The sequence below is a fragment of the Streptomyces sp. R21 genome (genome assembly GCF_041051975.1).
Taxonomy (GTDB): Bacteria; Actinomycetota; Actinomycetes; order Streptomycetales; family Streptomycetaceae; genus Streptomyces.
The window spans coordinates 6,969,828-6,991,452 of record NZ_CP163435.1 but is presented as its reverse complement, the minus strand read 5'-3'; the positions used below and the strand labels follow the sequence as shown (position 1 = coordinate 6,991,452).

Here is a 21,625-nt window from a genome sequence, read left to right as displayed (position 1 = left end):
CGGAATGCGTCGGACGCGTGTGTCGGACGCGTGTGCCGATTCGCGGCCGGCCCGCCCGAAGCAGGGGTGCGGGCGGTGAGGCCCAGGCGTAATGCGGTTGCCGAGAGGACGGGGCACCCCGTGACAATGACCGGCATGACCCGTACGACACCGCCTTGGACCGTCGCTCCCGAGCCCTTCGACTCACCCGTCGCCGCCGCACTGTGGCGGGCGTACTACACGGAGGTCAGCGACCGCTGGTACCTGCTCCACGAGGGGCGGCGCACCGACCCCGCCGAGCTGGAGCGGGAGATCGCGGCCGACACCGGCGACTACCTCGCGCCGCCGGACGGAGTGCTGCTCGTCGCGCGGTACGGGGGCGAGCCGGCCGGCACCGCGGGCGTGCAGCTGACCGACGCGGTCACCGCCGAGCTCAAGCGCGTCTTCCTCTACGAGGGGATGCGCGGCCGGGGCGGTGCGGCGCTGCTGGTGACGGCCGCCGAGGACGCGGCGCGCTCCCTCGGTGCCGAGAGAATCGTCCTCGACACACGGAACGACCTCGTGGAGGCGCGCACCCTGTACGCCCGCCTCGGCTACGAGGAGACCGAGCCGCACAACAACCAGCCCTACGCCGAGCACTGGTTCGCGAAGAAGCTGAGCTGAAGCGGAGTTGGAGCGGAGTCTGAGCGGAGTCGACGTCGGGTTCGTGGCGGCTCAGGCGTACGTTCCGTACGGGCGTTGGGTCGTGCCGTCGTGCGGGCGTTCCGCGTCGGAGCCGCACATCTCCGCGTTGAGTTCCTTGATCAGCTGGGTCAGGTCGGTGGGGCGGTCGGGGCCCCACCAGTCGCCGAGCAGTTCGGCCAGGGACTCCTCGCGCGCCTCGGCCAGCTTCTCCGCAGTCACCCGGCCCTCGTCCGTGAGGATCATGTCGAGGCCCTCGCGGACGGCGAGACGGCGCTCCTCGACCTGGCGGGCCGCGGCGATCACGACATGCAGCGGTACGGAGCTGCGCTCGGCGAGCACCGCGGGTTCCGCCCAGCCGTACTTCCTGATGCGCAGCAGCAGCCAGCTCGCCGCGGGCAGCAGGTCGTAGCCCGCTCGCGCGGTGATCTTCTCGTAGATCTCCCGGCGCCCCTCACGGGTGCCGAGCACGGACAGCGCCCGGCACACCTCGTCATGCGACGAGCGTTGCACCGGGTTGCTGGCGAGCGTCTCCGTGAGATCGGGGGTCGTGACGGCGCCCCGCAGCTTGTCCTCACGCAGGAACCAGGCCAGCAGGAAGCCGAGGACGGCGACCGGGGCGGCGTACAGGAACACGTCCGTGATGGACGCGGCGTACGCGTGCAGGACCGACGGCTGCAGGGTGGACGGGAGTTCGGAGATGCCCTTCGGGTCGGCCTTGAGGGAGTCCGGGGTGATGCCCGCCGGGAGCTGCTGTCCGCTGAGCGCGTCCGTCAGCTTGTCGCCCAGGCGGCTCGCGAAGACCGTGCCGAAGATGGCCACGCCGAACGAGGCGCCGATGGAGCGGAAGAAGGTGGCGCCGGAGGTGGCGACGCCCAGATCCTCGTACGAGACGGCGTTCTGCACGATCAGCACGAGGACCTGCATGACCAGGCCGAGGCCCAGTCCGAAGACGAAGAAGTACGCGCTCATCTCGCCGGTGCTGCTGTTCTCGTCGAGCTGGTGCAGCAGGAGCAGACCGAGGGCCGTGACCGCCGTGCCGGCGATGGGGAACACCTTCCAGCGCCCGGTACGGCTGACGATCTGGCCGGAGGCGGTGGAGGAGAGCAGCAGGCCGAACACCATGGGCAGCATGTGCACGCCGGACATCGTGGGCGTCACGCCCTGGACGACCTGGAGGAAGGTGGGGAGGTACGTCATCGCGCCGAACATCGCGAAGCCGACGATGAAGCTGATGACGGCGGCGAGCGTGAACGTGCGGATGCGGAACAGCTTGAGGGGGAGGACGGGTTCGGCCGCCCGTTGTTCGACGGCGACGAAGACCACCGCCAGGACGACACCGAGGACCGCGACGCCGATCAGCTGCGGCGAGTTCCAGTCCCAGGTGGTGCCGCCGAGCGACGCCACCAGGATCAGGCAGGTGGCGACGGTGGCGATGAGGAGGGTGCCGAGGTAGTCGATGACGTGGTGCTCGGCGCGGTGCGGGATGTGCAGGACCGCCGCGATCACGGCGAGGGCCACGATGCCGACCGGCAGGTTGATGTAGAACACCCAGCGCCAGCTCAGGTGCTCCGTGAACAGGCCGCCGAGCAGCGGGCCGAGCACGCTCGTAGCGCCGAACACCGCGCCGAACAGCCCCTGGTACTTGCCGCGTTCGCGCGGCGGCACGAGGTCGCCGACGATCGCCATCGACAGCACCATCAGCCCGCCGCCGCCGAGACCCTGCAACGCGCGGAAGCCGATCAGCTGCGGCATGTTCTGCGCCATGCCGCACAGCGCCGACCCGATCAGGAAGATCACGATCGCCGCCTGGAACAGCCGCTTTCGGCCGTACTGGTCGCCGAGCTTGCCCCACAGCGGGGTCGCCGCGGTCGACGCGAGCAGGTACGCGGTGACCACCCAGGAGAGGTGCTCCAGACCGCCGAGGTCACTGACGATGGTCGGCAGCGCGGTCGACACGATCGTCTGGTCCAGCGCGGCGAGCAGCATGCCCAGCAGGAGGGCGCCGATCGAGACCATGACGCCGCCGGGGACGTGCTGGTCGGGGGTGGGGGCGTTGCGGTGCCGGGCGAGGGCGGTCTGCGCGGGTGGGTTGGCTGTGGGTGCGTCGCCTGGGGGTGGGTTGTCTGCGAGTGCGTTGCCTGTGGGTGGGTTGTCCGTGGGCGCGTCGCCTGCGGGTGCGTCGCCTGCGGGTGCGTTCTGGCCCTGTCCGGCTGCCTGGTGCGCGTCCTCGGTCATGAAGAACTCCCGTGGGCCCCTCGGGTCTCGGTCACTTCCATCCTGGTCGGTGTGACCCGTTATGGCCTGTTGAGTCCTCGTCGTGGCCGGAAATCCCGGGGCTCCTGAGCCCTGGCGTGTGGGAGATCTGCATAATCTGTGGAGTTCTTCTGGGGGAGGGATCCACGCGTGACGGATGTGAAGGGGCTTGTCTGCCCCGAGTGCGGAGCACCTCGGGCGCCGGACGGCACGCCTTCCTGCGCGTGCACCCAACGGGCGTCCGACGCGCTGCGGGACGCCCGCACGGCGGAGGCGGCCGCGGCGGAGGACTTCGACCCGCTGCGCATACGGCCTTACGTGGAGCTGGAGCCCGGGGACGCCGACGATTCCGCGGCGACGATGCGGCTGGCGGCGGTGCCGGACGGGGTCGGGGTCGGGGTCGGTGATGTGGGGCTCTTCCGGGAAGCGGCCGCGGTGGAGGGCGAGCCGTCGGTCCGGGCGGAGCCGGCGGCGCCGCGGCGTCGGAGGCGTGCCGTTCTGCTCGGCGCGGCGGGTGCGGTGGTGACCGTGGTGGCCGCGGCGGGGTTCGCGAGCGGGGTGTTCTCTTACGACACGCCCGCGCGGGACCGGGCGTTGCCCGACGACACGCGGGCGAGCGTGCCGGACGTGCCCTCCGAGGCGGCGTCGGAGTCCGCGTCGGGGGCCGAGTCGTCCACGGCGTCGGCCCCGGTGGCGAACCCGGCTCCCTCGCGCAGCGCGAGCGCGTCCCCTTCCCCGTCGCCCTCGGCATCCCCCTCGGAGTCGAGTGCCGCGCCGACGGCGACGGCGCCGTCGGGGACGGCCACGCCGTCGGGAGCCCCCACCACCGTCTCCGCCACCGGCTCGGTGATCCCCACCGAGAACACCTCCGACCAGCGCCGCACCCAGTCCCTCCGACGCGGCGACCGGGGCCCCGAAGTCACCGAACTCCAGCTCCGCCTCAGCCAGTTGTCCCTCTTCATCGGCGACCCCAACGGCAACTACAACGCCACGGTCGAGGACGCCGTACGCCGCTACCAGTGGGCCCGCGGCATCACCGCGGACGAGCTGGGCGTCTACGGCGGCACGACCAGGGCCCGCCTGGAATCGGAGACGCGGGAGCCGTAGGCGCCGTTCGCAGTGGGGTGCGTGGTGGGTCGGGGCCATGCCGGTGGGCGACTGCGGGCGCGTACTCGCTTAGCTGCGGGCAATCGTGCCGCTGGGGCGGCACGGGTGGGCGCAGGCGGCGCCTCGATAGCGCCGAGTTGCGTGACCCACCCCCGCCCAGCACCCACGCCGGGTGACAAGGCAACTAGGGGCACCCGGGGTTTGCCCACCCACCCCGGGCTCCGGGAGAACAGGCCAGGGGTGAAGGAAGGTCGCCCCCGGGGCGAAGCCCCGTTTAAGAGGCGCGGCCTAGCCCACGTGCAGGCGGATCAGGCCGCCCCCGGCATCCTCGACCCGCACCTGCCGCAGGTCACGGACGAGCACGTCCGGCTGGTGCACCCCGGCACGGGGGCCCACCCCCACGACCCGCATCCCCGCGGAGCGCCCCGCGGTGATCCCGGCCCCGGAGTCCTCGAAGACCACGCAGTCCTCGGGCGCGATGCCGAGTTCGGCGGCGCCCTTCAGGAACCCCTCGGGATCCGGCTTGCTCGCGCCGACGGACTCGGCGGTGATCCGCACGTCGGGCAGCCCCAGCCCCGCGGCGGCCATCCGCGCGGTGGACAGGCCGACGTCCGCGGAGGTCACGAGCGCGTGCGGCAGCCCGGCGAGGGAGGCGAGGAACGCCTCGGCGCCGGGGACGGCGACGACGCCGTCCATGTCCGCGGTCTCCTCGGCGAGCATGCGCGCGTTGTCCGCGTGGTTCTGCGCCATGGGCCGGTCGGGCAGCAGTACGGCCATGGAGGCGTACCCCTGCCGTCCGTGGACGACCTTCATGACCTCGTCCCCGTCGAGCCCTTGCCGCTCGGCCCAGCGGCGCCAGCAGCGTTCCACGACGGCGTCCGAGTTGACGAGGGTGCCGTCCATGTCGAGCAGGAGGGCGCGGGCGGTCAGAACGGAAACGGTCGTGGCCGTCATCGGCAGGCTCCAGAGCGCAGGAAACGCGGGAAATGCGGAAGTGCAGAAACGCAGGTAAGGGGCCGCGATTACGGCCCCCGGGACAAGGCGGCCCCGCCCGCCGGTCAGGGAGTGCGGGCGGGAGCCACTTTGTTCCTCCACGATACAAAACGGGACGCCCTTTGCGCCACCACTTCTGACCAGGGACGATGCACAGGGACCCCGCCGGGACCTCGTACGGACACCGGACGGACGCCTTCCGTTCACCGGACCGCTCAGTCCGACACCGCCTCGTAGAGGCTCCAGAGCCCCAGCGCCAGCATCAGCACGGCCGCCACCTTGGTGATCAGCCGCAGCGGCACCCGCTTCATCAGCGCCCGGCCGCCGACGATGCCGAGCCCGGCCACCGCCCACAGCGCGAGCACCGCGCCGAGGCCGACGGAGAGCGGGTCGTCGTAGCGGGCCGCGAGGTTCGCCGTCATGATCTGCGTGAGATCGCCGAACTCGGCGACCAGAATGAGCATGAAGCCCGCCCCCGAGACCTTCCAGAAGCTCTGGTTCTCGGGCTTGCGCACCTCCCCCTCATCCTCATCCTTCTTCATCAGCAACACGGCCGCGCCGCCGAGGAAGAGCACACCGGTCAGCGCGTGCAGGATCTGCTGGGGCAGGAGCGTGAGGACGCTGCCCGCCGCGACGGCGAGGGCGACATGGAGCGCGAAGGCGGCGGCGACGCCCACGAAGACGTACGAGGCGCGGTAGCGCGTGCCGAGGACGAGCCCGGCGAGGGCCGTCTTGTCCGGCAGTTCGGCGAGGAAGACGACGCCGAAGACGAGCGCCAGGACGGTGATGCTGATCAAGGTTCCTCAATCGGTCGGGGCTGCCCCACCGAGAGTGCTGTGACTGTGCTGCGACACCTCGGCACGGCAGCACACAAGAGCTCCCGTGCCATGGGCACGGGTCGGTGCACTGCTTGCCGAAGGTCTCGCTGGCCGACCCCCTGGACGAGGCCTGCCTCCGGGCGCCGGCTCAGACGAGCTGAGCAGTATGTCGACGGTCCGGCGAAGAGCTACTCCCCTTCTGCGCCGTCCATCGTACGCGAATCCCGCGCGGCCCCCGTAGGGCCTTTGGTCCCGACCGATCCCGTCAGGGACCTTGTCGTGTCATGAGCACGTCACTAGCTTCTTACCTGCCCCACATCCTCCGGAAACCGAGCGCCGCGAGCATTTCCCCGCTCGCACCTCAACTTCCCCCCACTCAAAGGGAGTTCGCATGGCGAAGGTCTACGCGCGTCGACGGCTCAGCATAGTCGCCGCGCTCAGTGCTCTCATAGCCTCGGTCGGACTTTTCAACGGTCCGGCCGCCTCCGCCGCGCTGCCCACCCCGGTCAGCGCCGCCACCGCCCGCACCTACCTCGCCTCCCTGGACGTGGCGACCGAGGTCCGGACCGGCTACAGCCGGGATCTGTTCCCGACCTGGATCACCATCAGCGGCACCTGCAACACCCGCGAGTACGTCCTCAAGCGGGACGGTTCGAACGTCGTCACCAACTCCGCCTGCACGGCCACCAGCGGCAGCTGGTACTCCGTCTACGACGGCGCCACCTGGACCGCCGCCTCCGACCTCGACATCGACCACCTCGTCCCGCTCGCCGAGGCCTGGGACTCCGGCGCCCGCAACTGGACCACCGCCCAGCGGCAGGCCTTCGCCAACGACGTGACCCGCCCGCAGCTCATCGCTGTCACGGACAACGTGAACCAGCAGAAGAGCGACCAGGACCCGGCCGAGTGGATGCCCCCGCTCAGCTCGTACGCGTGCACCTACGTCCGCGCCTGGGTCCAGGTGAAGTACTACTACGACCTCTCCGTCGACTCCGCCGAGAAGTCCAAGCTGTCGTCGGTCCTCAGCGGCTGCTGATCGCCGGGTTCCTGTCAGGAACCTCCCCATTCCCCTCCGTCGTTCCGTACCGTACGGGGCGATGGAGGGGAGTGATCTCGTGGCGAGACTGTGCCTGGGCCCGCTGCTGAGGTACGTCGACGGCTCGTCCGCGACCGTCTGGGTCGAGGCGAGCCGTCCGTGCACCGCCGAGGTGCGCTGCGCCGACGGCGCCTCGGGCCGGGCACGGACCTTCCAAGTGGCCGGGCACCACTACGCGTTGGTGCCGGTGACGGGACTGACACCGGGTACGGCGTCCCCGTACGAGGTGCTCCTCGACGGCGCCCCCGTCTGGCCGCTGCCCGGCACCCCCTTTCCGCCCTCGGCCATCCGCACGCCCGCCGATGGCGACGACGTCCTGATCACCTTCGGCTCCTGCCGCTGGGCCGCGCCGCCCAAGGACGAGCACGACCCGGTGGGCCCCGACGCCCTGGACACCCTGGCCACCCGTATCGCCGCCACGCCCGACGGTGAGCGCCCCGACGTCCTCCTGCTGCTCGGCGACCAGGTGTACGCCGACGAGACCTCCGACGCCACGGGCCGCTGGATCGCCGCCCGCCGCGGCCTCGCCGATCCCCCGGGCAACCAGGTCGCGGACTACGAGGAGTACACCCGGCTCTACTACGAGTCCTGGCTCGACCCCGAGATCCGCTGGCTGCTGTCCACCGTGCCCAGCTGCATGATCTTCGACGACCACGACGTCATCGACGACTGGAACACCAGCGCCGCCTGGGTCGCGGACATGCGCGCCACCGCGTGGTGGCGCGAGCGGGTGCTGAGCGGCCTGATGTCGTACTGGGTGCATCAGCACCTCGGCAATCTCTCGCCCCGGGAGCTGGCCGACGACGTCCTGTACGCCGCCGTCCGCGCCACCCCCGACGGCACCGACGTCCTGCGCGCCCACGCGGCCCGCGCCGACGCCGACCCTGCCTCCGTCCGCTGGAGCTACCGTCGCGACTTCGGCCGCGTGCGGGTGCTGATGGTCGACAGCCGCGCGGCCCGCGTCCTCGACGAGGAGAGCCGCGCGATGCTCGACCCGGGCGAGGAACAGTGGGTGCGGGAACAGGCGTTGGACGCCCGCGGCTCGTACGACCACCTCCTCGTCGGAACCTCGCTGCCCTGGCTGCTGCCGCCGCTCATCCACGACGCCGAGACGTGGAGCACCGCGCTGTGCCGCGGCGAGCGCGGCGCCCGGTGGGCTCGGTTCGGCGAATACCTGCGCAGGCGCGCCGACTTGGAGCACTGGGCGGCCTTCCCCGCGTCGTTCGAGGCGTTGACCGAGCTGATCGCCGAGGCGGGGTCGGGGCCGGAGGCACCGGCGACCGTGTGCGTGCTGTCCGGTGACGTCCACCACGCCTACATCGCCGAACCGTCCTGGCCCGGGGGCGCGGGCCCGGACGCCCGCGTCCTCCAGCTGACCTGCTCCCCCGTCCACAACTCCGTCCCGCTCACCATCCGGCTCGGCTTCCGCTTCGGCTGGAGCGGTCTCGCACGGGTCCTCGGACGGCGGTTCACCCGGCACGGGCGCAGCGGCCGGCCGGCCGTCGACTGGCGCAGGGCCGGCGGCCCCTGGTTCGGCAACCAGCTGATGACCCTGACCCTGCGGGGGCGTTCGGCATCCCTGCGGCTCGAACAGGCGCGGGCGGGGCGGGGAGGCGCCGGCTCCGCCCGGCTGAACACCGTGGAGGAGTCCGCACTCGTCCCGTAATACGCCCATTGCGTGCGGTTGTTACGTGTGATGTCCCTGATGCTCGTGACGCATCCCACACCCGGCCCCGATCCTCCGCTCCCGGGCTCGGCTCCCGCACCGTACGACGGCATGATGAGGCGGACCGTCCGCTTCCAGTGGGCGGTTTGCTGTCCCGCGCCCCCACGCGCGCCATGCGCCCCACCCGCCTGGGAGTCACCCCTTTGTCTGAAGCGAACGCAGCGAAAGCAGCGACCACAGGGATCGCGGTCACGGAATCGACCGCCGCGTCCGCCGGCCCGCCGCACGTCTCCGTCGCTCTCGTCGGCGCCGGGCCGCGCGGCACCAGCGTCCTGGAGCGGCTGTGCGCCTCCGCGCCGGAACTGCTCGCGCCGGGCGCGCGGTTGACCGTTCACGTCGTCGATCCGGCGACGCCGGGGCCCGGCCGCGTCTGGCGGACCGCGCAGTCGCCGCACCTGCTGATGAACACCGTGGCTTCGCAGGTGACCCTCTTCACCGACGACAGCGTGGACTGCTCGGGGCCCATCCGCCCGGGCCCGAGCCTGTACGCCTGGGCGCCCGACGCGCTGGGCCCGGACGACTACCCGACCCGCGCGCAGTACGGCCGCTACCTTGAGTGGGTCTTCGGCGAGGTGGTGCGCGGGGCCCCGCCCGAGGTGCGCGTCGAGGTGCACACGGCACGTGCGACACGGCTCGACGACGCGCCCGACGGCCGCCAGACCCTCGCCCTCTCCAACGGCCGCACCCTGTCCGGCCTCACCGCGGTGGTCCTCGCCCAGGGCCACCTGCCGCTGCGCGCGCACCGGGAGCAGCAGCACCTCGGGACGTACGCCGCTGCGCACGGTCTGCGCCACATCCCGCCCGCCAATCCGGCCGACGTCGACCTCTCCTGCCTCGCCCCCGACGAGCCCGTCCTGCTGCGCGGCCTCGGCCTCAACTTCTTCGACCACATGGCCCTGTTGACCACCGGCCGCGGCGGACGCTTCACCCGCGCCGCACAGGGCCTGCGCTACGAACGCTCGGGCAACGAGCCGCGCCTGTACGCCGGTTCGCGCCGAGGCGTCCCGTACCAGGCCCGCGGCGACAACGCGAAGGGCCCGTACGGCCGCCACACCCCCCTGGTCGTCACCGACGAGGTGATCTCCCTCTTCCGTAAACGGGCCGACTCCGGTGACGCACCCGATTTCCTCGGCGAGATATGGCCGTTGGTGGCGAAGGAGGTGGAGGTCGTCTACTACGAGGGGCTGTTGGGACCGGCTCGCGCGGACGGCGACTTCAGGGACCGCTTTCTCTCCGTGCCGCACCGGAGCCCCCAAGAGGCCGTGCTTCTCGACGAGTTCGGCATCCCGCTCGCCGAGCGCTGGTCCTGGGAGCGGCTGTCGCGGCCGTACGCCGGACGTGTCTTCGCCCGGGCCGCCGAGTGGCGGGGCTGGCTGCTGGCGTATCTGCGCGAGGACGCCGAACAGGCCGCGCTCGGGAACGTCGAGGGCCCGTTGAAGGCCGCCCTGGACGTGCTGCGCGATCTGCGCAACGAGCTGCGGCGGATCGTGGACCACGGCGGTCTTTCGGGTGTCTCGCGCCGGGAGCACCTGGACCGTTGGTACACGCCGCTCAACGCCTTCCTCTCCATCGGCCCGCCCCGCCGGCGCATCGAGGAGATGGCCGCGCTGATCGAGGCGGGCGTCCTGGAGGTGGTGGGCCCGCGGCTGGAGGTGCGGGCGGAGGGCGGGGCGTGGGTCGCGCACTCCCCCGACGTGCCGGGTTCTGCCGTACGGGCGACCGCCCTCGTCGAGGCGCGGCTGCCGGAACCGGACCTCAAGCGGACGGCCGACGAGTTGCTCGCCGGGCTCCTGCGGACGGGACAGTGCCGCCCGCACACCGTGGACGGTTACGAGACGGGAGGGCTGGACGTAACACCGCGCCCGTACCGTCTGATCGACCGTCAAGGCCGGGTGCACACACGGCGGTTCGCCCTCGGCGTGCCGACGGAGGGCGTGCACTGGGTGACCGCGGCAGGGGCGCGGCCAGGGGTGGATTCGGTCACACTTTCGGACGCCGATGCGGTGGCGCGAGCCGTCCTACGTGCGGCGACAGCGGAAACGGAACCGGAAGCGGAAGCGAATCCGTGGCTAGATGTTGAACTTGCAAGCATTGATTAGGTTCACCTAGCGTTGGTGGCTCACTCGGTTCCGTCCCCCACGTCCGGTCCAGCTCCCCACGGACCGGATCAGACCGAAGGAGTCCCCACATGACCGGACGCCTCAACAGCGCCCAGCCCTACGCCGTCGGCCTGTTCCGCATCGTCGTCGGCCTGCTCTTCACCGTGCACGGCGCCGCCTCGCTCTTCGGCGTCCTCGGCGGTGCCGCCGGCACCGACGGCGGCACCATCGCCTCCGGCACCTGGCCCGGCTGGTACGCCGCCGTCATCCAGCTCGTCGCCGGTTCGCTCGTCCTGCTCGGCCTCGGCACCCGCGGCGCCGCGTTCATCGCCTCGGGCTCGATGGCGTTCGCGTACTTCCACGTGCACCAGTCCGCCGCCCTGTGGCCGATCCAGAACGGCGGCGAGCTGGCGGTCCTGTTCTGCTGGTCCTTCCTGCTGCTGGTCTTCACCGGCTCCGGCGCGCTCGGCCTCGACCGGCTGTTCGCGACCCGGTCGGAGTCGGCCACCGCGGAGAAGCGGGCCTCGGAGCCTGTCGCGGTCTGACCGGACACACGGCTACGGCGTCCACCCCTCCCCACGGTGAGGTGGGCGCCGTCGTCGTACGTCCTCAGGCCGTTCCGGCGGTCCAGCCGAACGGCACCGTGAAGCACGCCACGCGGGCCCCCTTCATGCCCGGCTCGTCGTGCAGCACCACGGAGGCGGCCTCGCCCGGCCGGAAGTCCCAGTCGTGGTGGGCCATCGCCTCGCCCGCGCCCTCGCCGTCGGCGGTGAAGTCGAGCCACACCTCGTTGTCGGCGTTGGCGTAGGCCGGGTCCTTGGACGGCTGCACCGGGTCCTTGCGGCGCTGGTAGTGCCCGCCCGCGGCGGCCGGATCGGCGCCGCACGGCTTCTGGTGCACATGCACGCCGTACGCGTGCCCCGGCCGCAGGCCCGTCACCCGCAGCCGTACGTCCGTGGCACCGCGCTCGTCGCTGTGCTGGCGCACCTCGATCCCGGCGGCCGCCGGGACGAGCTCCATGTCGTACGTCACCGCGGCCGACGGGATGAACGCGGTCGGCGGCGCGAAACGCGCGTCCGTCCGCATCCAGAAGCCGTCGGGCGCGGCCGGGGCGCCGGGGCCCGCCGCGGTGCCCGCGACACCGCCTGTTGCCAGCACGGCCGACGCCAGGGCGCCGACGAGTATTCCTGCCACCATCGCTGTCCCACTCCTCTTGTTCTCACCCCCGGCCTGATCGGTCCTCCTGTCTCGTTCGTACGGGATCCGGGCGGCCCGCGCGCGCCGGAGCCGCAGCCGGGTGAATGGCACGTGACAATCGCGTGAGACCCCATGAGCGTCCTGTGACAGCCGCGGCGTACGCTGTACGGCTGTCACAGGCGTCACTTTCCGCTCCCTCGCACCACTCGGGGCACGGTGCGCCTACGGGGGAGTCCAGGGGAGTTCGGGTGCTTGAGAGTGTGGGGTTGCTGACCGGCAGCCCATGGATCTACGCGGCGGTGGCCGTGTCCGTCCTTCTCGATGTCTTTCTGCCGGTGCTGCCGAGCGGCGTGCTGGTCATCACCGCCGCCACGGCCGCGGCGGCGGGCACCGCCGGCGGTGCGGTGCCGCACGAAGTACCCGACATCCTCGCGCTCACCCTCTCCGCCGCCACCGCGTCGGTGCTCGGCGACCTGGTGGCGTACCGGCTCGCCTGGCGCGGCGGTGCCCGCCTGGACCGGGCCATCGCCCGCTCCCGCCGGCTGACCCGCGCGCAGGAACGTCTCGGCGCGGTCCTCGCCCGCGGTGGCGGTGCGGGTGGCGCGCTGGTCGTCATCGCCCGCTTCGCTCCGGCCGGCCGCTCGGTCGTCTCCCTCGGCGCGGGCGCCGCCCACCGCCGGGTCGGCGAGTTCCTGCCCTGGTCCATCCTGGCGGGCCTGTGCTGGGCCGTGTACAGCGTCGCCCTCGGTTACTTCGGCGGCCAGTGGCTCGGCGCGACCTGGCTCGCCACCGGGGTGTCGCTGGTGGCGCTCTTCGGGGCGGGGGTGGGGGCCGCGTTCCTGATTCGGCGTCCGGGGATGCAGGAGTCGGGGAGCGGGGCCTGAGCCTTCAGTCCTGAGATTTCAGGCCTGAGCTCTCGGGCCTGCCGGCTGGTGGCCGAGGTTCGGTCCCGGCTGCGAGGGGGCGGGCCTGGGTTACCCGGCGTGCTGCGTCGCGCCTCGGACCTCGAGGCCGTCCAGTAGTTCGGCCGTCGCCGCGGCGATCGCCTCGACCGCGCGGTCGAAGACCTCTCGGTTGTGGGCGGCCGGGGCCCGGAAGCCGGAGACCTTGCGGACGTACTGCAGGGCGGCGGCGCGGATCTCCTCCTCGGTGGCCTCTTCGGGGAGCACAGGCGGACGGAGTGTCTTGATGCTGCGGCACATACGTCCAGTGTCGCGCGTCCGCCGCCGCGCCGCCGTCGCCCGGCGATTCCCGTCGGAATACCCCCGGGCGCCTTGGACTTGTGCAGAGCATGACCACTGTGGAGATCCTTTACATCGGCGGCCCGACGGCCGTGCTCGAACTCGGCGGCGTACGGCTGCTGACCGACCCGACGTTCGACGCGCCCGGCGAATACCCCGTCGGCGCGCGGAAGCTGGTGAAGACCGCCGGGCCGGCCCTCGCGGCGCCGGAGGTCGGCACGGTCGACGCGGTCCTGCTCTCCCACGACCAGCACCCGGACAACCTCGACGCGTCCGGGCGTACCTATCTCCAGGGCGCCCCTGTCGCTCTCTCCACCGCGTCGGCGTACGACCGCATCGGCGCGCCCGTGCGAGCGGTGCCCTCCTGGTCGCATGTCGAACTGCCCCGCCCGGACGGCGGTTCGCTGCGCGTCACCGCCGTGCCGGCGCAGCACGGGCCCGACGGCTCGGAGCCGATCGTGGGCGAGGTCACCGGCTTCGTCCTGTCCGGCGACGGCCTGCCGAAGGTGTACGTCAGCGGGGACAACGCCTCCCTCGACGTCGTCCGCGCCATCGCCGAGCGGCAGGGTCCGTTCGACGTGGCCGTGCTGTTCGCGGGCGCCGCCCGTACCCCGCTCGTGCCGGACGCTCCGCTGACCCTGACCAGCGAGGCCGCCGCCGAAGCCGCCCTGATCCTCGGCGCGCGGCATGTCGTACCGCTCCACTTCGAGCACTGGGGGCACTTCACCGAGGACGGGGCGGCGCTGACGAAGGCCTTCGCCGGGGCGGGGCTCTCGGAGCGGCTGCATCTGCTGGAGCCGGGGGGTTCGGTGCGGCTGCCGTAGTCGGCCTCAAATCCCAAGGATTTGCTTGGGTTCGGGGAAGGAAACCCGAGGATTGACTGAGGTGTTCGGCCGCTGTGATCATCGTCGAGCGGGGACCTCGGGCTGAGGCCCCGACGGCTCTCGATGATGTGAGGAACCATGGCGAACGACCGGCTGACGGTGGCGGTACTGGGTCCAGGAGGCGTCGGCGGGCTGCTCGCCGGGCTGTTGGCCCGTGCCGGACACCGGGTGATCTGTCTGGCGGGCAGCGACACGGCGCGGACGCTGCGCTCGGACGGAATCCGGGTGCGCAGTGGGCAGTTCGGTGATTTCACCGTGCCGGTCGAGGCGGCGGAGGAACTGCGCGAGCCGGTCGATGTGTGCGTCGTCGCGGTGAAGGCCACGGCGCTGGACGCGGCGCTGGAGCGGGTGCCGGCGAAGGTGCTGGGGGACGACGCGGTGGTCGTGCCGTTCCTGAACGGGGTCGAGCACCCGGCCGCCCTGCGTGAGCGCTACGGCTCGGCACGAGTGGCCCCCGCGGTGATCCGCGTCGAGTCGACTCGGCTGGCACCGGGGGTGATCGAGCACGGCAGCCCGTTCCTGGAGGTCGACCTGACCGGCGAGACGGTCTCGCGGGGGCGGTTGGACGCGCTCGCCGGGGCGCTGGAGTGGGCCGGGGTGCGGGTGCGCGTCCAGGACGACGAGGCGGCGGCGCTGTGGGCGAAGATGTCGTTCCTGGCGCCGTTCGCCCTGCTCACCACGCGGTACGGGGTGCCGCTCGGTGACGTCCGCACGCACCATCGCGACGAGTTGACCGCCCTGGTCGAGGAGACCGCCGCCGTCAGCCGCGCCGCCGGCGCACCGGCCGACCCCGCCACCGCCCTCCAGCGCTACGACGCCTTCCCGCCACAGACCAGGTCCTCCATGCAACGCGACGCCGAGGCCGACCGCCCGCTGGAACTGGACGCCATCGGGGGAGCCCTCCTTCGCGCCGCCGACCGATACGGGGTGCGTGTTCCGGTGGCGGCGCGGGTGGTGGGTGAGCTGGGGTAGCCGCTTGTTGCTGGCGTGGGCGCCTTTTGCTGGCGTGGGCGCCTTGTGCGGGGGCGCCTGCCGCCGGTGGGTGGGTCGGGGCCGTGCCGGTACGTCTTGCCCGTCGCCGCGTGGGCGTACTGCCCGGGGGTTGCATACGGCGGGACTTGGCGGGCGGTCTGCTACGCGACGGGCAGAGACGTACCGGCACGGCCCCTTCCGCCGGTGGGCGACTGCGGGTGCGTGGGGGCTCGCGTGGCGCCGGGTGGCCGGCGTAGCCGCTCTCCCTGCGGGCAATCGTGCCGCTGGGGCGGCACGGGTGGGCGCAGGCGGCGCCTCGTCAGCGCCGAGTTGCGCGACCCACCCCCGCCCAGCACCACCGCCGGGTGACCATGCAAAGCAAGGGGGCCCCGGGGTTTGCCCACCCACCCCGGGGGCCAAGGAAGCCAAGGGCGAGCGGAGTTGGCCTCAGCCGCCGCACGGCGCCAGGTGGTGGGTGACCGTGTCCGCGAAGGCCCGCGCCGCGGGGGACAACGCGCCCCACCGCCGTACCGCCCACCCCGCAACCAGCGGCGGCAGCACAGGTATGGGAAGAAACCGCACCCCCGCGCACCCACCCGCACGCCACCCCGGCATCGCAGGCACCACGGCATGCCCGACCCCGAGCCCCGCGAGCAGCACCGCCGTGTCCCAGTCGGCGACACTCGTGTCGGACGCGACCGCGGGTATCCCCAACTCCCGGTACGCCGCGTCGAGATGCCCCCGCGAGCTGGAGTTCTCCGGCAGCCCGATGAGCCGCATCCCGGCCAGCTCCTCCCCCGCGACGCACTCCCGCCCCGCGAGCGCGTCGTCGGCCCGTACGGCAAGCACCCACGGCAGCTCGACGACCCCCCGCTGCTCGACCCCTCGTACGGGCGCCCCGAGCGTGACCCACGCCAGGTCCAGCCCATGGTCCCCGAGCGCGTCGACACAGCTCCGGCTGGAGCTCTCGGTCTGGAACTCCAGGCTCACCTGCGGATGCGTGCGCCGGAAGTCGACGACGGCGTCGGCCATGAAGTGCCGCACCGTCGCCCCGCCGGTGGCGATCCGTACCGCCCCGCCACCCCCGCGCGCCATCTCGTCGAGCCGCCGCAGGGCGAGGTCGAGCCCGGAGATCCCCTCCGCGGCGGCCCGTTCGAGCAGCCGCCCGGCCCGCGTCGGCACCACCCCGCGCGCCTGCCGCTCGATCAGCCCGACCCCGACCTCGCGCTCCAGCCGCCGTACGTGCTGACTCACCGCCGACTGGGTGCACCCCAGCTCACGGGCCACGGCGCTGAGACTCCCGGCCCGGCAGACGGAAACGAAAACACGCAGATCATCAAGGGTCACGGGGGCCAAAGGTACCGACAGCCCCGGGCGACCGCGGACACGCAACCGAACAAACGGACGATCCCGGTCACCCCGTTCGCGTGAAGTCCCCCAAGGAACTCGCATCCCAAAATCGAACAGGCGTAGCATTGCCGTGTGGCTGCGACCTATGACTTTCCGAGTGACCTCCTGGCCGGTCAGGAGGAGCTGCATCAGGTCCGGGCCGAGCTTCTGGCCCTGCTGAAGCGGCTTCCCTGGTCGGTCGAGCCCCTGGACGGCTTCAGTGACGACAACGGCTGGCGCAAGGTGGAGCGCCCGGCCTCCCCGGGCTGGACGGCGGACGAACAGGCCGAGGTCGAGAAGCTCCGCCGGCGCGAACGCGAACTCGCCGTCTTCGTGACCTGCCACCGCTTCTGGTCGGAGGTCACACCCCCGGACACGGTCGACGCCCGCACGAAGCTGAAGCACGCGCACGATGCCGTCCCCGCGGGGAACGCCGAGACCACGTGAGCCGGCACGGCACTCATGACCCCGACCACTGATGCCGCCCGCCATACCGAGCCAATGAAGAGCGACAACTATCCACGCCCGTGGACTGCGGGACCGGCACCGTCACGGAGTAGCCAGGACGAACAGCGCCCCACCGCGCCGGTTACATACGAATGCCAGAGGCCCCCAGCCGTAATCGGCTGGGGGCCTCTGTCCTGGTGGGCGCGGACGGTTTCGAACCGCCGACATCCGCCTTGTAAGGGCGGCGCTCTACCGCTGAGCTACGCGCCCAGGACGAGTCGACAGCCTACATGGCCGGAGGGCGTGCCCTGCAAACGCGTATCGCCGGGGTTCGGGGGTGTGCGGGGGTTATCCCCACCCCGGATCCGGGAGCCGGCCGGATCCTCCGGGAGGGGCCGGGTGCATACCGTCGAGTCCGAGGGTGTCGGCGAGTGGGTGCGTCTGCCGGCGCCGGTCCCGTAGGTCCTTCTCAGGGGGAGATTTTCGTGGGGTTCACAGTGCGTGGGCTGGGCGGGCGTGGGCGCGTCGGCGTCGTCGCCGGGGGTGTGGTCGTCGCGGCGCTGGGGCTCTCGGCGTGCGGGGCCAGTGCAGGGGACGACAAGGAGCCGGAGCATCGGGCCTTCGCGCTGCACGGGCGGACGCTCACCGTCGACTCGGACGACTCCGCGCTGGAGCTCGTGGTCGCGGACTCCGACACGGCGAAGGGCAAGGTCGAGGTCACCCGGTGGTTCGACGGGCACGTCGTCGTCGGTGGGGATCCCAAGGTGACCTGGGCGATGAAGGACGATCGGCTCACGCTGCGGATGAAGTGCTCGGGGATGGTCGCCGACTGCTCGGCCAAGCACCGGATCGTGGTGCCGCGCGGAGTCGCCGTCACCGTGCGCGACGGGGACGGACGGGTGACGGCGGACGGGTTCAAGGAGGCGCTGAGGATTCGTACGTCGGACGGTTCCGTGCGGGTCACCGGCTCCTCGGGGCCGCTGGAGCTGAACAGCGCCGACGGTTCCGTCAGCGCGCTCCGGATCGGCTCGCGCCAGGTGCACGCGAGCACCCAGGACGGCTCGGTGCGGCTCGAACTCGCCGTCGTACCGGACCTGGTGGAGTCCCGCAGCCAGGACGGATCCGTCACCATCGGGCTGCCCGCCAGGGCCGGTACGGCGTACCGCGTCACCACCAAGACCGGCGACGGGTCCGTGGATGTGTCGGTGCCCCGTGACAAGGGCAGCTCTCATGTGGTTTCCGCACGTACCAGCGACGGAAAGGTCACGGTGCGCACGGTGAACTGACCGGCCCGTGTGTTCGTCCTTAACCGGTGGGAGAATGACAACCGGGCAAGGCGGATGACAGCACGGGGAGAGGGATGTGACGGCGACACCATCGCAGCCGTACACGCCATACACGTCGTACGCGCGCATCGGCCGTGTCGGTCGTCTCGGTCGCGTCGGTCGTGATGTCCTCACCCTCGTGGCGCTGCCGCTGCTCGCCGCCGTCGCCCTGCCCGCCGCCTTCGCCGGTGGCGGCACGCGACGGTGGTTCGGCGGGCGTTCGGAGAGCCAGCGGGCCGAGGCGCAGGCCGCGAAGGACGCCGCGGCGGCCGCGTTCTACGAGCTCGACACCGCCCAGCGCGATCTGCGGATCTCGATCGAGACCATCACCGCCGTCGACGACTCCCCCGCGGCCCGCCGCGCCGTCTCCGACTTCGAGGCGCTCGGCCGCCGTATCGACGAGGCCAGCAGCCAGTACATCAACGCCGTCGACGCCCACGACCTCGACCGGGACGAGCTGGAGGCGTCGGTCGCCGCGCGCGCCCGCACCGAGCTGACCGCCGCCAAGGACGAGCTGGGCCGGGTGAAGGGGGAACTGGACCGGTTCTCGCGAGGGCTCGAACCGCTGCTCGGGAAAGCCGAGACGCAGCTCGCCCGGCTCGCACCGGCCGTCGAGCGCGCCCGTCAGGCGCTGCTCGCCGCCTCGAACGCCCTCGACGCCGTACGAGGATCAGGGCTGAGAGCCGACGATCTCGCCGCGCGTCTCGCCGCCCTCGGGCCCGAGCTGACCAAGCTGAACCAGGGCGCCGGGCAGCACGGCGTGCCGGAGACCCTGGAGCGCGCCGAGAAGATCCAGCGGGAGGCCGGGGCGGTCGGCGCGGAGGCCGAGCGGCTGCCGGAGCGAGCCGCCGAGATCGACCACCGGCTCGTCTCGCTGCGCACCCGCGCGCAGGCGCTGACCACCCGCTCCGGGCAGGTGGAGCCGGTGCTCAGCGAGCTGCGGCGGCGCTTCTCGGCCGCCTGCTGGCAGGACCTCCAGCATGTACCGGAGCAGGCCGAGGAGAACGTACGGCAGGCCGAGCTGAAGCTGAAGGAGGCGCAGGCCGCGCGCGACGAGCAGCGCTGGCCTGACGCGGCCTCGCGGCTGTCCACGGTGCGAGCGCTGCTGAACAACACGGACGAGGCCGTCTCGGCGGCCGGTGACCGGCTGCGGCGGCTGAACGCCGTGGCCAAGGATCCGCAAGTGGAGATCGACCGCACCCGGTTCGCCATCCGGGACGCCCAGCGCCTCGCCATGGCGGGCCGCAGCACCCCCGACCCGCGCCATGCCCGCCCCCTCGACGACTCGGTGGCCCGTCTGGAGCGCGCCATCGCCACGCTGGAGGGCCGCCACCCCGACTACTGGCACTTCCTGACCGAGACGGAGGCCGTACGGCAGACCGTCGGCCGCGTGGTCTCACAGATCCGCGAGGACCGCGGCGCGGGCGCCTGAGCGGTCCCGCTCCTCCCCGTTGTTGCCCCTGGGCCGGGAGCGGGCGGATATTGGAGGGGACGTACGGCCTCCGCTAGGGCCTGTCCTGCGGAGCAGGTCGCAGGGGAGTCACGGCGCCAGGTAGCCGCCGGTGAGCGGGGTCTGGTGCGTGCAGCTGCAAGGCGGAGGAGGGCGACGACGCGGAGCGTCGGCAACCGACGACAACGCGGCAGATGCGCGTGCCAGACCCCGCGTCTGCGGCATGATCCGCAGGACAGGCCTCAGCGCCCCAGGGAGGCGGACATGGCCACACACGCCCCACACGTACTGCACCGGGGGAACAGGCGGCGGATCAGGTTCGACGAGCACCTTCCCGTCGATCATCGCCTCAACCGGTTCTACCGGATCGGCGCGGGCCTGATGGGTCTGGTGCTCCTCGCCTTCGGCGTCCTCGGTCTGGTCGACAAGGTCGGCTTCTTCGACACCGCCGGGGACACGGTCGCGGGCCTGAACACCAACGGCGCGCTGAGCGTGCTGTCGATCTGCGTGGGGCTGCTGCTGTTCGTCGGCATGGTGATCGGCGGCAACGTCGCCTCGACCCTCAACATGGTCGTCGGCGTCGCCTTCATCCTCAGCGGCTTCGTCAACCTGGCGTTGCTGGACACCGACGCCAACTTCCTGGCGTTCCACATCCAGAACGTGCTGTTCAGCTTTGTGGTGGGCGTGCTGCTGATGTTCTTCGGGATGTACGGGCGGGTCGGCTCGGCCCTGCCGCACGACAACCCGTACTGGCGGGCCCGCCACCCCGAGCAGCCGGATCGCGAGCGGCAGCAGCGCACCAGGGTCCATGCCCTGATGCTCCAGCGGGAGAAGGAGCGGAAGGCACGGGAGCTGAACGGGCCCGCCCGGTAATCTGTGCGCCATGCCTCGCTACGAATACCGGTGCCGTACCTGCGGCGACACCTTCGAGAAGAGCCGCCCGATGGCGGAGTCCGCCGCGCCCGCCTCCTGCCCCGCCGGTCACGACGACACGGTGAAGCTCCTGTCGACGGTCGCCGTGGGCGGCTCGGCCTCGGCCCCCGCACCGGCGCCCCGCGCAGGCGGAGGCGGCGGTTGCTGCGGCGGGGGCTGCTGCGGCTGACGCGAGCCGTCCTACGACGACCGCAGCGGCCCCGGCTCTCCTACGCCCCCCGTGCCTCCCGCGTCTCCCGCAGGAACTCCCGCAGGATCCGCTCCCCCGCCGCGACGCCGCGCTCCGGAAGCGCGGTGATGGCGGGTGCCGTCCAGTCGGCCTCGGCCAGTTCGCCGTGGCCGGGGCGCCAGCCGCGGTCGGCGGCCAGGAGCAGGTCGGCGTCGAGGAGGGAGTCCCCGGCGGCGAGGGTGAGGGTGGCGCCGGTGCGGCGCGCGACCTCGCGCATGGCCGCGCTCTTGGTGAGCGGCTTCGGTACGGCGTAGATCTTGCGGCCCTGGAGCGACACCGTCCAGCCGCGGTTCTCCGCCCAGACGGCGAGTTCCTTCACCCACTCCTCGGGGAGCAGTTCGCGCTCGACGACGAGATAGGCGAAGAGGTCCTCGGCCATGCGGTGCTTGCGGACCCAGAGCGGGTCGGCGGTGGCGGCCAGGTGCTCGCGGACCTCGTCCAGCGGCGCGCACTCGCTGGCCAGCCGGGCGGTGACCTGCGCGTGCCACCCGGCATCGGTCACCCCGTCGACGAGGAGGTGTCCGCCGTTGGCGCAGATCGCGTACTTCGGGGCGGGGCCCGGCAGGTTGATGCGCTGGTACTGCTTGCGGGTGCGGGTGGTGGTCGGCACGAAGACGGCCGCGTCACCGAGGTCGCCGAGCAGTCCGGCGGCCGTCTCGGTCATGTACGACAGGGGCCTGCTCTCGTGCACCTCGACGCAGAGCAGCCGGGGCGCCCGCGCGTCGGGCATGGTCAGCGAGAGAGCTGCGGCGGAGTAGATGAGCGTGCGGTCGAGGTCGCTCGCGACGAGCACCGGGGACATG

Annotated in this window: 21 protein-coding genes and 1 tRNA gene; 14 read left to right on the top strand and 8 right to left on the bottom strand. The window is 72.2% G+C overall.

What is annotated here, in order from left to right:
- Positions 1-135: 135 nt before the first annotated feature.
- Positions 136-642 carry a GNAT family N-acetyltransferase gene (locus AB5J56_RS31155; RefSeq protein ID WP_369237327.1) on the top strand — a complete coding sequence of 169 codons (507 nt, stop codon included), beginning with the start codon at positions 136-138 and terminating at the stop codon, positions 640-642.
- 51 nt (positions 643-693) lie between these two features.
- Here the strand turns inward: AB5J56_RS31155 and AB5J56_RS31150 are convergent, their stop codons facing one another.
- A complete protein-coding gene (locus tag AB5J56_RS31150) occupies positions 694-2,679 on the bottom strand; it encodes an MDR family MFS transporter (RefSeq protein ID WP_369242914.1) in 1,986 nt (661 codons plus the stop codon).
- A gap of 387 nt (positions 2,680-3,066) precedes the next feature.
- On the opposite strand from AB5J56_RS31150, the gene AB5J56_RS31145 reads away from it, so the two are divergent.
- On the top strand, positions 3,067-4,023 hold the full coding sequence (locus tag AB5J56_RS31145) for a peptidoglycan-binding protein (protein ID WP_369237325.1): 957 nt from the start codon (positions 3,067-3,069) through the stop codon (positions 4,021-4,023).
- A gap of 288 nt (positions 4,024-4,311) precedes the next feature.
- Here the strand turns inward: AB5J56_RS31145 and AB5J56_RS31140 are convergent, their stop codons facing one another.
- Together AB5J56_RS31140 and AB5J56_RS31135 are read right to left on the bottom strand one after the other, a co-directional pair.
- A complete protein-coding gene (locus AB5J56_RS31140; RefSeq protein WP_369237323.1) occupies positions 4,312-4,977 on the bottom strand; it encodes an HAD family hydrolase in 666 nt (221 codons plus the stop codon).
- A gap of 254 nt (positions 4,978-5,231) precedes the next feature.
- The gene (locus AB5J56_RS31135; RefSeq protein ID WP_369237321.1) at positions 5,232-5,813 is read right to left on the bottom strand and encodes a TMEM165/GDT1 family protein; all 582 of its coding nucleotides are present in this window, start codon (positions 5,811-5,813) and stop codon (positions 5,232-5,234) included.
- A gap of 412 nt (positions 5,814-6,225) precedes the next feature.
- Between AB5J56_RS31135 and AB5J56_RS31130 the strand changes: the two genes are divergently transcribed.
- The 4 genes from AB5J56_RS31130 (at position 6,226) to AB5J56_RS31115 (ending at position 11,300) form a co-directional block, all read left to right on the top strand.
- Positions 6,226-6,870: an HNH endonuclease family protein gene (locus AB5J56_RS31130; protein ID WP_356142870.1), complete on the top strand. Its 645-nt coding sequence runs from the start codon at positions 6,226-6,228 to the stop codon at positions 6,868-6,870.
- A 79-nt stretch (positions 6,871-6,949) separates the two neighbouring features.
- Positions 6,950-8,596: an alkaline phosphatase D family protein gene (locus AB5J56_RS31125; protein WP_369237319.1), complete on the top strand. Its 1,647-nt coding sequence runs from the start codon at positions 6,950-6,952 to the stop codon at positions 8,594-8,596.
- Between the two features lie 242 nt (positions 8,597-8,838).
- Positions 8,839-10,755, top strand: coding sequence for an FAD/NAD(P)-binding protein (locus tag AB5J56_RS31120; protein ID WP_369242912.1), 1,917 nt, complete (start codon positions 8,839-8,841; stop codon positions 10,753-10,755).
- A gap of 89 nt (positions 10,756-10,844) precedes the next feature.
- Positions 10,845-11,300, top strand: a complete 456-nt coding sequence (locus tag AB5J56_RS31115; RefSeq protein WP_369237317.1) for a DoxX family protein — start codon at positions 10,845-10,847, stop codon at positions 11,298-11,300.
- Positions 11,301-11,364: 64 nt separating this feature from the next.
- Here AB5J56_RS31115 and AB5J56_RS31110 read toward each other — a convergent pair whose 3' ends face one another.
- A complete protein-coding gene (locus AB5J56_RS31110) occupies positions 11,365-11,952 on the bottom strand; it encodes a superoxide dismutase family protein (protein ID WP_369237315.1) in 588 nt (195 codons plus the stop codon).
- Between the two features lie 248 nt (positions 11,953-12,200).
- Between AB5J56_RS31110 and AB5J56_RS31105 the strand changes: the two genes are divergently transcribed.
- The gene (locus tag AB5J56_RS31105) at positions 12,201-12,836 is read left to right on the top strand and encodes a DedA family protein (RefSeq protein ID WP_369237313.1); all 636 of its coding nucleotides are present in this window, start codon (positions 12,201-12,203) and stop codon (positions 12,834-12,836) included.
- Positions 12,837-12,926: 90 nt separating this feature from the next.
- Here the strand turns inward: AB5J56_RS31105 and AB5J56_RS31100 are convergent, their stop codons facing one another.
- Entirely contained in the window at positions 12,927-13,154 is a 228-nt protein-coding gene (locus AB5J56_RS31100) for a DUF2277 domain-containing protein (RefSeq protein WP_369237311.1), read from the bottom strand.
- A gap of 89 nt (positions 13,155-13,243) precedes the next feature.
- On the opposite strand from AB5J56_RS31100, the gene AB5J56_RS31095 reads away from it, so the two are divergent.
- Together AB5J56_RS31095 and AB5J56_RS31090 are read left to right on the top strand one after the other, a co-directional pair.
- Positions 13,244-14,017, top strand: coding sequence for an MBL fold metallo-hydrolase (locus AB5J56_RS31095; protein WP_369237309.1), 774 nt, complete (start codon positions 13,244-13,246; stop codon positions 14,015-14,017).
- A 138-nt stretch (positions 14,018-14,155) separates the two neighbouring features.
- The gene (locus tag AB5J56_RS31090) at positions 14,156-15,049 is read left to right on the top strand and encodes a ketopantoate reductase family protein (RefSeq protein ID WP_369237308.1); all 894 of its coding nucleotides are present in this window, start codon (positions 14,156-14,158) and stop codon (positions 15,047-15,049) included.
- Between the two features lie 447 nt (positions 15,050-15,496).
- On the opposite strand, the gene AB5J56_RS31085 is transcribed toward AB5J56_RS31090, so the two are convergent.
- Positions 15,497-16,396 (bottom strand): LysR family transcriptional regulator, encoded by a 900-nt coding sequence (locus AB5J56_RS31085; protein ID WP_369237306.1) that lies wholly within the window; start codon positions 16,394-16,396, stop codon positions 15,497-15,499.
- A gap of 135 nt (positions 16,397-16,531) precedes the next feature.
- Between AB5J56_RS31085 and AB5J56_RS31080 the strand changes: the two genes are divergently transcribed.
- On the top strand, positions 16,532-16,885 hold the full coding sequence (locus AB5J56_RS31080) for a hypothetical protein (protein WP_369237304.1): 354 nt from the start codon (positions 16,532-16,534) through the stop codon (positions 16,883-16,885).
- 195 nt (positions 16,886-17,080) lie between these two features.
- Here AB5J56_RS31080 and AB5J56_RS31075 read toward each other — a convergent pair.
- Positions 17,081-17,155, bottom strand: a tRNA-Val gene (locus AB5J56_RS31075).
- 236 nt (positions 17,156-17,391) lie between these two features.
- Between AB5J56_RS31075 and AB5J56_RS31070 the strand changes: the two genes are divergently transcribed.
- From AB5J56_RS31070 to AB5J56_RS31055, 4 genes are all read left to right on the top strand, one after another.
- Positions 17,392-18,171 carry a DUF4097 family beta strand repeat-containing protein gene (locus tag AB5J56_RS31070; protein ID WP_369242910.1) on the top strand — a complete coding sequence of 260 codons (780 nt, stop codon included), beginning with the start codon at positions 17,392-17,394 and terminating at the stop codon, positions 18,169-18,171.
- A gap of 76 nt (positions 18,172-18,247) precedes the next feature.
- Positions 18,248-19,642 carry a hypothetical protein gene (locus tag AB5J56_RS31065; protein ID WP_369237302.1) on the top strand — a complete coding sequence of 465 codons (1,395 nt, stop codon included), beginning with the start codon at positions 18,248-18,250 and terminating at the stop codon, positions 19,640-19,642.
- A gap of 282 nt (positions 19,643-19,924) precedes the next feature.
- A complete protein-coding gene (locus AB5J56_RS31060; protein WP_369237300.1) occupies positions 19,925-20,533 on the top strand; it encodes a DUF4383 domain-containing protein in 609 nt (202 codons plus the stop codon).
- Between the two features lie 10 nt (positions 20,534-20,543).
- The gene (locus AB5J56_RS31055; RefSeq protein WP_369237298.1) at positions 20,544-20,762 is read left to right on the top strand and encodes a zinc ribbon domain-containing protein; all 219 of its coding nucleotides are present in this window, start codon (positions 20,544-20,546) and stop codon (positions 20,760-20,762) included.
- Between the two features lie 40 nt (positions 20,763-20,802).
- On the opposite strand, the gene AB5J56_RS31050 is transcribed toward AB5J56_RS31055, so the two are convergent.
- On the bottom strand, positions 20,803-21,624 hold the full coding sequence (locus AB5J56_RS31050; protein ID WP_369242909.1) for an HAD family hydrolase: 822 nt from the start codon (positions 21,622-21,624) through the stop codon (positions 20,803-20,805).
- Position 21,625 lies beyond the last annotated feature (1 nt).

Bases quoted from the DNA above. Each gene is read 5' to 3' on its own strand.
- AB5J56_RS31155 (WP_369237327.1), top strand. From the start codon at position 136: ATGACCCGTACGACACCGCCTTGGACCGTCGCTCCCGAGCCCTTCGAC.
- AB5J56_RS31150 (WP_369242914.1), bottom strand. From the start codon at position 2,679: ATGGTCTCGATCGGCGCCCTCCTGCTGGGCATGCTGCTCGCCGCGCTG.
- AB5J56_RS31140 (WP_369237323.1), bottom strand. From the start codon at position 4,977: ATGACGGCCACGACCGTTTCCGTTCTGACCGCCCGCGCCCTCCTGCTC.
- AB5J56_RS31130 (WP_356142870.1), top strand. From the start codon at position 6,226: ATGGCGAAGGTCTACGCGCGTCGACGGCTCAGCATAGTCGCCGCGCTC.
- AB5J56_RS31115 (WP_369237317.1), top strand. From the start codon at position 10,845: ATGACCGGACGCCTCAACAGCGCCCAGCCCTACGCCGTCGGCCTGTTC.
- AB5J56_RS31110 (WP_369237315.1), bottom strand. From the start codon at position 11,952: ATGGTGGCAGGAATACTCGTCGGCGCCCTGGCGTCGGCCGTGCTGGCA.
- AB5J56_RS31100 (WP_369237311.1), bottom strand. From the start codon at position 13,154: ATGTGCCGCAGCATCAAGACACTCCGTCCGCCTGTGCTCCCCGAAGAG.
- AB5J56_RS31095 (WP_369237309.1), top strand. From the start codon at position 13,244: ATGACCACTGTGGAGATCCTTTACATCGGCGGCCCGACGGCCGTGCTC.
- AB5J56_RS31090 (WP_369237308.1), top strand. From the start codon at position 14,156: ATGGCGAACGACCGGCTGACGGTGGCGGTACTGGGTCCAGGAGGCGTC.
- AB5J56_RS31060 (WP_369237300.1), top strand. From the start codon at position 19,925: ATGGCCACACACGCCCCACACGTACTGCACCGGGGGAACAGGCGGCGG.
- AB5J56_RS31055 (WP_369237298.1), top strand. From the start codon at position 20,544: ATGCCTCGCTACGAATACCGGTGCCGTACCTGCGGCGACACCTTCGAG.
- AB5J56_RS31050 (WP_369242909.1), bottom strand. From the start codon at position 21,624: ATGTCCCCGGTGCTCGTCGCGAGCGACCTCGACCGCACGCTCATCTAC.